Raw genomic sequence first — 12,507 nt, 5'->3', positions numbered from 1 at the left:
GTCCCTCTCCAGTCGGGTCGCTCGCCCGGGGGACCCCCTAAAAGCCGTGGCGCCTCGTCAGCGCTTCCGTTTCTTCGGCCGCGCCCCGGGTCGCGGGGTGCGGTTGGTCGGGCCGTCGGTCCGGCCCGCCGCGTTCGGCTTGTCCGGTTGTGCCAATGCCGTTTTCGCCCCGGCGGGACCGTTATCCGATCGATCCGAATCCGAGTCCGAACCCTCGCTCCCGTCGGCCTCGGTCGACGAACCGTTGCCGCTCGGCGACGTCGCCTTCGGATTGCGCTTGGGCTTGGCCCCCGGCGCCGGCGCGTTCGCGGCTCGCCGCTGAACGGCCTCCTGCCGCTTGGCCTCTTCCTCTTTCTCGATCATCCCGAACACGTAATGCTGCTGTCCGAACGTCCAGATGTTGTTGGAGAACCAGTACAGGATGATCGCCAGCGGAAGAAACGGTCCACCGACGACGACGCCGAGCGGGAACACGTACAGCGCAAGCTTGTTCATCATCGCGGTCTGCGGGTTGGCCGCCGCCTCCGCGCTCTGGCGCGCCACCGACGCTCGGCTGTTGAAGTAGGTCGCGACGCCGGCCAGGATCATCACCGGCGCACCGACGGCGATCACCGCGGGCCGGCTGAAGTGAGTGAAGGCGTCCAACCCGGCGTGCTGGGTCATGAACGCACCGATCGGGGCGCCGAACAGGTTGGCGTCCAGGAAGTGCCCGACGTCGGCCGGTGTGAAGACGTAGTTGCCGGTCGCCCGGTTCTGGGCCACCGACATGTGCGGCTGGCCGAAGCCGCCGGTCGTCCGGTTGAAGGACCGCAGCACGTGATACAGCCCGAGGAACACCGGGATCTGGGCGAGCATCGGCAGACAGCCCAGGATCGGATTGAAGCCGTGCTCGCGTTGCAGCTTCTGCATCTCGAGCGCCATGCGCTGGCGGTCCTTGCCGTACTTCTTCTGCAGCGCCTTGATCTGCGGCTGCAGCTCCTGCATCTGCCGGGTGGTGCGGATCTGGCGCACAAAGGGCTTGTACAGGATCGCGCGCAGGGTGAAGACCAGGAACATCACCGACAGGGCCCAGGCGAAGAAGTTCGACGGTCCAAGCGCGGCCGCGAACAACTTGTACCAGGCCCACATGATCCACGACACCGGGTAGTAGAAGATGTCAAGGCTGAAAAAATCAAACGACAAAAGACTCACTCTCCCGTTGCTGCGGCGCGGGGCGCCCCGCTTGTCTGGGGCCGGCGCCTTCGAAGCTCGCCCGGCATCCGTGTCGATCCGGTATCGGATCCCATCCTCCCGGATGCCACGGTCCACATCTGGCCAGCCTGGCCACGGACAACCAACTCCCCCGAATCAAGCCGTACTCGGTGAGGGCGTCGACGGCGTATTGGCTACAGGTCGGTACGAAGCGGCACGTCGCCGGACGCAGCGGTGACACCATGTGCCGGTAGAGCTGGATCGCAAAAATCAGCCCGCGCGCGGTGGCCCGGCCGGCCCCGCCGATCACGGCTCGCATCCCTGCCGCCCGCGTCACCGGTCGGTTCCCGCCGACTCGAACGCGCGTCGCAGGCAGCGCCGCAGCTGTTGCTCGAGGCGCGCCGACGACGCCAACCGACTGCTCGGCAGCGCGCGGATCACCACGTGATCGGATTGGTGGAGATCGCCCAACATCGTCCGGGCGACGTGCCGCAACCGGCGCGCGACGCGATGGCGCTCGACGGCCGAGCCCACCCGTTTGCCGACGATCAACCCCACACGCGGACCGGCGCCGTCCTCGGGAGCACGCCGCACGTGCACGACGACGTCGGGCTGCGCCGAGCGCATCCCGTACTTCACCGCGGCGTCAAACTCCGTTGACCGCCTCATGCGGTTGCGTGCGGAAAGCACCGCCAAAAACCTGGCGTTGCGATCAGGCAGTCAGCGCGCGGCGGCCCTTGCGCCGCCGCGCGGAGACGATCGCCCGCCCGGCGCGGGTGCGCATCCGCAACCGGAAGCCGTGCACGCGGGCTCGGCGCCGGTTATTCGGCTGGAAAGTCCGCTTGCCCTTGGCCACGGCGTTCTCCTCGTAATTCGAACCTTCCGGCCGCTCGCGCCATTCGTCCGCGGGTCGATCGGAGGTGGGTCTTGCTACTGGCCGGCGCGGTCCCCTGCCTTGATTTGGGTCGCAGCCGTATCGCCGACTTTCGGGCGACTGTTCGAGGGTACTGACGTGTCTTCGCCGGGTCAAACTTGGTCTGCCGCAACGCACCAAACTCACACATCCGCGAAAACCGAAGTTCTCGAAGCCGTCCCTGCGGCACCATAGGAGAACGAGCGACAAGCAGGCCCCAAGACACCCTAGAGAAGCCGATTGGAATGCAGCAGAACTGTTGGCAGCCGAACGGAAAACTGTTAACTTCTCCCAATGCCGTTTCAGAGTGGAGCGGCGCTCGACGACGAAGCGAGGATGGCGGATCAAGTAGCTGGCTAGGCGACCGGCGGGGGTTGCCATCAGCACGGAGATCGCGGGCCGTCGCCGGTAGGCTGCGGCTCGTCTACGATCATCCTGTCCACACCTGTGGATAACCATGTGGACAGTTGTTTCGTCGTTAAGCGTTGTTGCCCCTCGACCCGGGATCTGCGAGAGCCAGGGAGATTACGTCGTTGACCGATGACCCCGGTTCAGGATTCACAACAGTTTGGAACGCGGTCGTCTCCGAGCTCAACGGCGAGTCTGCCTCGGACGCCATGGGCTCCAACCGCACGACGCTTGTCACCCCCCTGACCCCCCAGCAAAGGGCGTGGCTGAACCTCGTCCGGCCGCTGACGATCGTCGAGGGCTTTGCCCTGTTGTCGGTGCCGAGCAGTTTCGTGCAAAACGAGATCGAGCGTCACCTTCGCGCCCCGATCACCGACGCGCTCAGCCGACGGCTCGGGCAGCAGATCCAACTGGGTGTCCGCATCGCCCCACCCCCCGAGGATTCCGACGCTGGCGCGTTCAGCAATGCCGAAACGTTCGGCCAAGTCTCGGACACCCAAACCCTCGACCAGGTAGACGACGCCGACCTGGACACGTCGATCGACACCGACGAGACCGACGAGAACGGTGATGTCCCGGGCGGCGCCGAGCACAGCTGGCCGAACTACTTCACCGAACGCCCACACGCGGCCGACCCGGCCGTCGCCGGCGGAACCAGCCTCAACCGGCGCTACACCTTCGACACGTTCGTCATCGGCGCGTCCAACCGCTTCGCTCACGCTGCTGCCCTGGCCATCGCCGAAGCCCCGGCCCGCGCTTACAACCCCCTCTTCATTTGGGGCGAGTCCGGCCTCGGCAAGACGCACCTGTTGCACGCCGCCGGCAACTACGCCCAACGGCTGTTTCCCGGCATGCGGGTGAAGTACGTCTCGACCGAGGAATTCACCAACGACTTCATCAACTCGCTGCGCGACGACCGCAAGGTCGCGTTCAAGCGCAGCTACCGCGACGTCGACGTCCTGCTGGTCGATGACATCCAATTCATCGAGGGCAAGGAAGGTATCCAGGAAGAGTTCTTCCACACCTTCAACACGCTGCACAACGCGAACAAGCAGATCGTCATCTCGTCCGATCGGCCACCAAAACAACTCGCCACGCTGGAAGACCGGCTCCGGACCCGATTCGAGTGGGGACTGATCACCGACGTTCAGCCGCCCGAGCTGGAAACCCGGATCGCCATTCTGCGCAAGAAGGCACAGATGGAACGGCTCGCGGTGCCCGACGACGTGCTCGAGCTGATCGCCAGCAGCATCGAACGCAACATCCGCGAGCTCGAAGGGGCTCTCATCCGGGTGACGGCGTTCGCCTCGCTGAACAAGACTCCCATCGACAAGGCGCTGGCCGAGATCGTGCTTCGCGATCTCATCGCCGACGCGAGCACGATGCAGATCAGCGCGGCCACCATCATGGCCGCCACCGCCGAGTACTTCGACACCACCGTCGAGGAACTGCGCGGCCCGGGCAAGACGCGGGCGCTGGCGCAATCACGACAGATCGCGATGTACCTGTGCCGCGAGCTGACCGACCTGTCCCTGCCCAAGATCGGTCAGGCATTCGGCCGCGATCACACCACGGTCATGTACGCGCAGCGAAAGATCTTGTCCGAGATGGCCGAGCGCCGTGAGGTCTTCGATCACGTCAAAGAGCTCACCACCCGCATCCGGCAGCGGTCCAAGCGCTGACCGAGGCGCTTCCGCCGAACTTATTTTCAAAAAACTTCTCACTCCCCTGTCACAGCTGTCACTCCAGGGCGTTGTGCGCAGCCCTGTGCACAAGCCGGTCAAAGATCGGTGCGGGATTGGGGTTTCCGTGCACATCCGTCATCCATCCCCATCGGCCCAACAACCGCGGCCCCGTTCTCAACCGCACCATCCACAACCCCGCCGCTCCCCTAGCTGCACTAAAGCCAAGCTGTCCCCAACATGCACAGGCCTTAATACTGTTACTGAGATCTATCCGTTATTTCTTCTTTGAAGAACGGCGTTGGGGACACCCGTCGACCGCGCCGCGCCGGGACCCACGTTCACCCCGCTTGTCGGCCGCTGGCATTAGCTTTCAAGATGGCGGCAGAAGATCTACGGTTGTGGTTCGACTGCTAGCGACGGGCGGCTAGCCACCGTGGTTTTTGAAGGTTTTTGGACACTCGGCAGGTAAAGGGACGCTATGGACGCGGCGACGACAACAGCTGGCCTCACCGACTTGAAGTTCCGTCTGGTGCGAGAGTCATTCGCCGATGCGGTGTCGTGGGTTGCGAAGAACCTGCCGACCCGGCCCGCGGTGCCGGTGTTGTCCGGGGTCCTGTTGTCCGGTTCGGACGACGGCCTGACGATCTCCGGATTCGACTACGAGGTGTCCGCCGAAGCCCAAGTTGCCGCCGAAATCGCTGCTCCGGGAAGCGTTTTGGTGTCCGGAAGACTGTTGTCAGACATCACCCGGGCGTTGCCGAACAAACCGGTCGACTTCTATGTGGACGGCAATCGGGTCGCGTTGACCTGCGGAAGCGCACGATTCTCCCTGCCGACGATGCCAGTTGAGGATTACCCGACGCTGCCCGCACTGCCCGAAGGCACCGGCACTTTGCCGGCGGACTTGTTCGCAGAGGCGATCGGCCAGGTCGCCATCGCCGCCGGTCGGGATGACACTTTGCCGATGCTGACCGGGATTCGGGTCGAGATTTCCGGCGACACGGTGGTTTTGGCCGCAACCGACAGGTTCCGTCTGGCGGTTCGCGAGCTGACCTGGACGGCGCTTTCGCCTGACATCGAGGCGGCGGTGCTGGTACCGGCCAAGACGTTGTCGGAGGCGGCCAAGGCCGGCGCCGACGGGTCTGAGGTTCAGCTGTCGCTGGGCGCGGGCGCCGGAGTCGGAAAGGACGGGTTGCTCGGCATCAGCGGCAACGGCAAGCAAAGCACCACCCGGCTTCTGGATGCGGAGTTCCCGAAGTTTCGTCAGCTGCTGCCCGCCGAGCACACCGCGGTCGCCACCATCGACGTGGCGGAGCTGACCGAGGCCATCAAGCTGGTCGCTTTGGTGGCCGACCGCGGTGCGCAGGTGCGGATGGAATTCTCCGACGGGACGTTGCGGCTGTCTGCCGGCGCCGACGACGTGGGCCGGGCCGAAGAAGATCTCCAGGTTGATTTCGTCGGCGAACCGTTGACGATCGCATTCAACCCGACGTATTTGACCGATGGCCTCGCATCGGTGCATTCGGAACGGGTGTCGTTCGGCTTCACGACGCCGGGCAAGCCCGCGCTGCTGCGCCCCGCGTCGGACGGCGACACCTCCCCCACCGGCTCCGGGCCCTTCCCCGCGTTGCCGACGGATTATGTGTACCTGCTGATGCCAGTCCGGTTGCCTGGCTAGGTGTACGTCCGGCATTTAGGTCTGCGTGATTTCAGGTCCTGGGCCCACGCCGACCTCGAATTGCAGCCGGGCCGCACGGTGTTCGTGGGTCCCAACGGCTTTGGAAAGACGAATCTTGTTGAGGCCCTGTGGTATTCGACCACATTGGGATCGCACCGGGTCGGAACCGACGCGCCGTTGATCCGGGCGGGCGCGGACCGCGCGGTAATTTCGACGATCGTCGTCAACGACGGCCGGGAATGCGCGATCGATCTGGAGATCGCCGCGGGCCGCGCCAACAAGGCGCGGCTGAATCGCTCGCCGGTTCGCAGCACGCGTGAAGTGGTCGGTGTATTGCGGGCGGTGCTTTTCGCGCCCGAGGACCTGGCCTTGGTGCGCGGGGATCCGTCGGACCGGCGGCGCTACCTAGATGATTTGGCCACGGTCCGCCGCCCAGGGGTGGCCGGTGTGCGCGCCGATTACGACAAGGTCTTGCGGCAACGGACCGCGCTGTTGAAGTCCCTTTCCGGCGCGCGGTTTCGGGGCGACCGCGGCGCCCTGGACACGCTAGATGTGTGGGACAGCCGGCTGGCCGAGCACGGCGCCCAATTGATGGCCGCCCGCATCGATTTGGTCAACGAACTGGCGCCGGAGGTGGAGAAGGCCTACCAGCTGCTGGCGCCGGGATCACGTCCCGCCTCGATCGCCTACCGCGCGAGCCTCGAGGCTTCCGACATCAGCGACCGCGAGTTCCTGGAGGCCGCTTTGTTGGCCGCCCTGTCGGCCCGGCGCGACGCGGAGCTGGAGCGGGGAATGTGTCTGGTCGGCCCGCACCGCGACGACCTGGAGCTGCGACTCGGCGACCAACCCGCCAAAGGCTTTGCCAGCCATGGCGAATCGTGGTCCTTCGCGGTCGCGCTGCGGTTGGCGGCATATGAGTTGCTGAGAGCGGACGGCGGCGAACCGGTGTTGTTGCTCGACGACGTGTTCGCCGAACTCGACGCCACCCGCCGCCGCGCGTTGGCGACGGTGGCCGAGTCAGCCGAGCAGGTTTTGGTGACCGCGGCGGTGCTGGAAGACATTCCGGCCGACTGGGATGCTAGGCGGGTGCACATCGATCTGCGCGACGACGACACGGGCCGGGTATCGGCGGTGCGGTCATGACCGACGCCGACGACACAAAGGACGACGTCGAACGACTGGGCGGCTTGACCGGGATCGACCTGGTGCGCCGGACGCTCGAGGAGGCTCGGGCGGCGGCCCGCGCGCAGGGAAAGGACGCCGGCCGTGGGCGCGCGGTCCCATCGGCTCCGCGCCGCGTCGCGGGTCAGCGCCGGAGCTGGTCGGGGCCGGGGCCCGACGTTCGCGACCCACAACCCCTGGGACGGTTGGCGCGCGACCTCGCGAAGAAACGCGGCTGGACGGCGCACGTCGCCGAAGGCACGGTGCTGGGCCACTGGTCGTCGGTGGTGGGACACCAGATCGCCGATCACGCCACCCCGACCGCGCTCAACGATGGCGTTCTCAGTGTCACCGCCGAATCGACGGCGTGGGCCACCCAGCTGCGGATGATCCAGGCACAACTGTTGGCCAAGATCGCGGCGGCGGTTGGCAACGGCGTGGTGACCTCGCTCAAGATCACCGGACCCACCGCGCCGTCGTGGCGCAAGGGGCCCCGCCACATCGCCGGTCGCGGGCCGCGGGACACGTACGGCTGAGGCGTTCGGGGGCCCAATCGGTCCCCAGTTGAGCCGGTATCAACAGGCGCCTCAGAGCCGCTAGGACGAAAGAGACCCCTATCAGGCACGTCGGGACGCGGTGAGAATAAAGAAATCGTGTGCACGGCGCAGTTAGCTGGGTAGAAACGCGCCCAGAAAATCGGTGCTAAGCCCCAGTCACGGTAGACTGGCGGAGTGCGACTGCTGCGGTGACCGGACCGCCCGCATGAAACCCCAAGGAGAGCATTCCGACCGTGGCTGCCCAGAAGAAGAAGCCTCAAGCCGGATACGGCGCTGAACAGATCACCGTCCTCGAAGGGCTGGAGGCTGTCCGCAAACGTCCGGGCATGTATATCGGCTCCACCGGCGAGCGTGGTTTGCACCACCTCATCTGGGAGGTGGTCGACAACTCGGTGGACGAGGCGATGGCCGGTTACGCGAACCAGGTCGACGTCCGGTTGCTGGAGGATGGCGGCGTCGAGGTCGCCGACAACGGCCGCGGCATCCCGGTGGCGATGCACGCCACCGGCGCGCCGACCGTCGACGTGGTGATGACCCAACTCCACGCCGGCGGCAAGTTCGGCGGTGAGAACAGCGGCTACAACGTCAGCGGCGGCTTGCACGGCGTCGGCGTGTCCGTCGTCAACGCGCTATCAACCCGCCTCGAGGTCGACATCTCCCGCGATGGCTACGAGTGGTCGCAGTTCTACGACCACGCCGTGCCCGGAACCCTGAAACAGGGCGAGGCCACCAAGAAGACCGGAACCACCATCCGGTTCTGGGCGGACCCGGACATCTTTGAGACCACCCAGTACGACTTTGAGACGGTGGCGCGGCGGCTTCAAGAGATGGCGTTCCTGAACAAGGGTCTGACGATCAATCTCACCGACGAGCGGGTGGAGCAGGATGAGGTCGTTGACGAGGTGGTCAGCGATACGGCCGACGCACCAAAGTCCGCGGAAGAGAAGGCTGCCGAATCGACCGCGCCGCACAAGGTGAAGCACCGCACCTTCCATTACCCCGGCGGTCTGGTCGACTTCGTCAAGCACATCAACCGCACGAAAAGCCCGATCCAGCAGAGCATCATCGACTTCGACGGCAAGGGCCCCGGCCACGAGGTCGAAATCGCGATGCAGTGGAACGGCGGCTATTCGGAGTCGGTCCACACGTTCGCCAACACGATCAACACCCACGAGGGCGGCACCCACGAGGAGGGCTTCCGCAGCGCGTTGACGTCGGTGGTGAACAAATACGCCAAAGACAAAAAACTGCTGAAGGACAAGGACCCGAACCTCACCGGCGACGACATCCGGGAAGGCCTGGCGGCGGTCATTTCGGTCAAGGTCGGCGAGCCCCAATTCGAGGGCCAGACCAAGACCAAGCTGGGCAACACCGAGGTCAAGTCGTTCGTGCAGAAGGTCTGCAACGAGCAGCTCACGCACTGGTTCGAAGCCAACCCTGCCGACGCCAAAGTAGTTGTGAACAAGGCGGTTTCGTCGGCGCAGGCCAGGATCGCCGCCCGCAAGGCGCGGGAGTTGGTGCGCCGCAAGAGCGCTACCGATCTGGGTGGGCTGCCGGGCAAGCTCGCCGACTGCCGCTCCACCGACCCGCGGAAATCCGAACTGTATGTGGTGGAGGGCGATTCGGCCGGTGGCTCGGCCAAGAGCGGCCGCGACTCGATGTTCCAGGCCATCCTTCCGCTGCGCGGCAAGATCATCAATGTCGAGAAGGCGCGCATCGACCGGGTGCTGAAGAACACCGAGGTTCAGGCGATCATCACCGCGCTGGGCACCGGCATCCACGACGAGTTCGACCTCAGCAAGTTGCGCTATCACAAGATCGTGTTGATGGCCGACGCCGACGTCGATGGCCAGCACATCTCGACACTGCTGTTGACGTTGTTGTTCCGCTTCATGCGCCCGCTCATCGAGAACGGCCATGTGTTTTTGGCACAGCCGCCGCTGTACAAGTTGAAGTGGCAGCGCAGCGATCCCGAATTCGCCTACTCCGACCGCGAGCGCGACGGCCTACTCGAGGCCGGGCTGAAGGCCGGCAAGAAGATCAATAAGGAAGACGGCATCCAGCGCTACAAGGGTCTGGGTGAGATGGACGCCAAGGAGTTGTGGGAAACCACGATGGACCCGTCCGTGCGGGTACTGCGGCAAGTGACCCTGGACGATGCGGCGGCCGCCGACGAGCTGTTCTCCATCCTGATGGGCGAGGACGTCGACGCGCGCCGAAGCTTTATCACCCGCAACGCCAAGGACGTTCGCTTCCTGGACGTCTGATCGATCAGGCACGCGTATCCCAACGCAAACGAGGAATAGATGACTGACACCACGCTGCCCCCGGGCGACGAGGCCGGTGACCGCATCGAACCGGTTGACATCCAGCAGGAGATGCAGCGCAGCTACATCGACTACGCGATGAGCGTGATCGTGGGCCGCGCGCTGCCGGAGGTGCGCGACGGCCTCAAGCCCGTGCACCGCCGGGTGCTCTACGCGATGTACGACTCCGGCTTCCGCCCGGACCGCAGCCACGCCAAGTCGGCGCGGTCGGTAGCCGAGACGATGGGTAACTACCACCCGCACGGCGACGCGTCTATCTACGACACGTTGGTGCGCATGGCCCAGCCGTGGTCGCTGCGATACCCGCTCGTCGACGGCCAGGGCAACTTCGGTTCGCCAGGCAACGATCCGCCGGCGGCCATGCGCTACACGGAAGCGCGGCTGACGCCGTTGGCGATGGAGATGCTGCGCGAAATCGACGAGGAGACAGTCGATTTCATTCCCAACTACGACGGCCGCGTCCAGGAACCGACGGTCCTGCCGAGCCGGTTCCCCAACCTGCTCGCCAACGGTTCGGGCGGCATCGCGGTCGGCATGGCGACCAACATCCCGCCGCACAACCTGCGCGAGCTCGCCGAGGCCGTGTTCTGGTGCCTGGAAAACCACGAGGCCGATGAGGAAGCCACCCTGGCCGCCTGCATGGAGCGGGTCAAAGGGCCCGACTTCCCCACCGCCGGCTTGATCGTAGGCAACCAGGGCATCGCCGACGCCTATAAGACCGGACGCGGTTCGATTCGGATGCGCGGTGTGGTGGAGGTCGAAGAGGCCAGGGGCCGAACGTCTTTGGTGATCACCGAGTTGCCGTATCAGGTCAACCACGACAACTTCATCACCTCGATCGCCGAGCAGGTCCGCGACGGCAGGCTGGCCGGCATCTCCAACGTCGAGGACCAGGGCAGCGACCGGGTCGGGGTGCGCATCGTCGTGGAGATCAAGCGCGACGCGGTGGCCAAGGTGGTGCTCAACAACCTCTATAAGCACACGCAGCTGCAGACCAGCTTCGGCGCCAACATGCTGGCCATCGTCGACGGCGTGCCCCGCACCCTGCGGCTCGACCAGATGATCCGGCATTACGTCGCGCACCAACTCGACGTCATCGTCCGGCGCACCACCTACCGGCTGCGCAAGGCCAACGAGCGGGCCCACATCCTGCGCGGACTGGTCAAGGCGCTCGACGCGCTCGACGAGGTGATCGCGTTGATCCGGGCATCGGAAACCGTCGACATCGCCCGGGCCGGCCTGATCGAGCTCCTCGACATCGACGAGATCCAGGCCCAAGCGATCCTCGACATGCAGCTGCGGCGCCTGGCCGCCCTGGAGCGCCAGCGCATCATCGACGACCTGGCCAAGATCGAGGCCGAGATCGCTGACCTCGAAGACATCCTGGCCAAGCCCGAGCGGCAGCGCGGGATCGTGCGCGACGAACTCAAAGAGATCGTCGACAAGCACGGCGACGACCGTCGCACCCGGATCGTGGCGGCCGACGGCGAGGTCAGCGACGAGGACCTGATCGCCCGCGAGGACGTCGTGGTCACCATCACCGAAACCGGTTATGCCAAGCGCACCAAGACCGACCTCTACCGCAGCCAGAAACGCGGCGGGAAGGGTGTGCAGGGCGCCGGGCTCAAGCAGGACGACATCGTCGCGCACTTCTTCGTGTCCTCGACGCACGACTGGATCCTGTTCTTCACCACGCAGGGCCGGGTGTATCGGGCCAAGGCCTACGAACTACCCGAGGCCTCCCGCACGGCGCGTGGTCAGCACGTGGCCAACCTGCTGGCCTTCCAGCCGGAGGAGCGCATCGCCCAGGTCATCCAGATCCGCAGCTACGAGGACGCGCCGTACCTGGTGCTGGCCACCCGCAACGGCCTGGTGAAGAAGACCAAGCTGACCGACTTCGACTCCAACCGTTCGGGCGGGATCGTCGCGATCAACCTGCGCGACAGTGACGAGCTGGTCGGCGCCGTGCTGTGTTCGTCCGACGACGACCTGCTGCTGGTGTCGGCCAACGGGCAGTCCATCCGCTTCTCGGCGACCGACGAGGCGTTGCGCCCGATGGGCCGGGCCACCTCGGGCGTGCAGGGCATGCGGTTCAACGCCGACGATTACCTGTTGTCGCTCAACGTGGTCCGCGAAGGCACGTACCTCCTGGTCGCCACATCCGGCGGTTACGCCAAGCGCACCGCGATCGAGGAGTACCCGGTGCAGGGCCGCGGCGGCAAGGGCGTCCTGACCGTGATGTACGACCGTCGGCGCGGCCGGCTGGTCGGCGCGCTGATCGTCGACGACGACAGCGAGATCTACGCCATCACCTCCGGCGGCGGCGTGATCCGGACGGCCGCGCGCCAGGTCCGCAAGGCGGGACGGCAGACCAAGGGCGTCCGGTTGATGAACCTGGGCGAGGACAACACACTGTTGGCGATCGCGCGCAACGCCGAGGAAGCCGCGGAGGAGGTCGTCGGAGACGCCGACGAGGCCGACGACTCGCAGAGCTAGGCAGGTAACGATGCGGGCAAGCGGGGGTCCGCACAAATGCCGAGGCAACTAGACTCGGCCCGACCGGACATATTGCGACTGCCAGGCGGCC

Annotated in this window: 10 protein-coding genes; 6 read left to right on the top strand and 4 right to left on the bottom strand. The window is 65.6% G+C overall.

From position 1 onward, the window contains the following. Positions 1–57 precede the first annotated feature (57 nt). From yidC to rpmH, 4 genes are read right to left on the bottom strand one after another with little or no spacing between them, the layout of a single operon-like run. Entirely contained in the window at positions 58–1,191 is a 1,134-nt protein-coding gene (yidC, locus tag N415_RS07035; RefSeq protein WP_152531272.1) for a membrane protein insertase YidC, read from the bottom strand. Then, positions 1,172–1,510, bottom strand: a complete 339-nt coding sequence (yidD, locus tag N415_RS30490) for a membrane protein insertion efficiency factor YidD (RefSeq protein ID WP_081665107.1) — start codon at positions 1,508–1,510, stop codon at positions 1,172–1,174. The genes yidC and yidD overlap by 20 nt, the downstream gene beginning before the upstream one ends. Positions 1,511–1,524: 14 nt before the next feature. Further along, positions 1,525–1,881 (bottom strand): ribonuclease P protein component, encoded by a 357-nt coding sequence (gene rnpA, locus N415_RS07030; protein ID WP_068178793.1) that lies wholly within the window; start codon positions 1,879–1,881, stop codon positions 1,525–1,527. Between the two features lie 22 nt (positions 1,882–1,903). After that, positions 1,904–2,047 (bottom strand): 50S ribosomal protein L34, encoded by a 144-nt coding sequence (gene rpmH, locus N415_RS07025; protein ID WP_068178789.1) that lies wholly within the window; start codon positions 2,045–2,047, stop codon positions 1,904–1,906. A 590-nt stretch (positions 2,048–2,637) separates the two neighbouring features. Between rpmH and dnaA the strand changes: the two genes are divergently transcribed. The 6 genes from dnaA (at position 2,638) to gyrA (ending at position 12,416) form a co-directional block, all read left to right on the top strand. Beyond that, positions 2,638–4,194: a chromosomal replication initiator protein DnaA gene (dnaA, locus tag N415_RS07020; protein ID WP_068178786.1), complete on the top strand. Its 1,557-nt coding sequence runs from the start codon at positions 2,638–2,640 to the stop codon at positions 4,192–4,194. A 481-nt stretch (positions 4,195–4,675) separates the two neighbouring features. Next, positions 4,676–5,875, top strand: a complete 1,200-nt coding sequence (gene dnaN / locus N415_RS07015) for a DNA polymerase III subunit beta (protein ID WP_068178782.1) — start codon at positions 4,676–4,678, stop codon at positions 5,873–5,875. Beyond that, a complete protein-coding gene (gene recF, locus N415_RS07010; RefSeq protein WP_068178779.1) occupies positions 5,876–7,018 on the top strand; it encodes a DNA replication/repair protein RecF in 1,143 nt (380 codons plus the stop codon). Then, entirely contained in the window at positions 7,015–7,572 is a 558-nt protein-coding gene (locus N415_RS07005; protein ID WP_068178777.1) for a DUF721 family protein, read from the top strand. The genes recF and N415_RS07005 overlap by 4 nt, the downstream gene beginning before the upstream one ends. Positions 7,573–7,826: 254 nt before the next feature. Next, the gene (gene gyrB, locus N415_RS07000) at positions 7,827–9,860 is read left to right on the top strand and encodes a DNA topoisomerase (ATP-hydrolyzing) subunit B (protein ID WP_068111523.1); all 2,034 of its coding nucleotides are present in this window, start codon (positions 7,827–7,829) and stop codon (positions 9,858–9,860) included. A gap of 39 nt (positions 9,861–9,899) precedes the next feature. Further along, on the top strand, positions 9,900–12,416 hold the full coding sequence (gyrA, locus tag N415_RS06995) for a DNA gyrase subunit A (protein ID WP_068178773.1): 2,517 nt from the start codon (positions 9,900–9,902) through the stop codon (positions 12,414–12,416). The last annotated feature ends 91 nt before the right edge of the window (positions 12,417–12,507 follow it).

This window comes from Mycobacterium sp. UM_CSW, assembly GCF_000455205.1.
Classification (GTDB): domain Bacteria; phylum Actinomycetota; class Actinomycetes; order Mycobacteriales; family Mycobacteriaceae; genus Mycobacterium.
The sequence above is the reverse complement of the archived record's forward strand: the minus strand, read 5'-3'. Positions and strand labels throughout refer to the sequence as shown.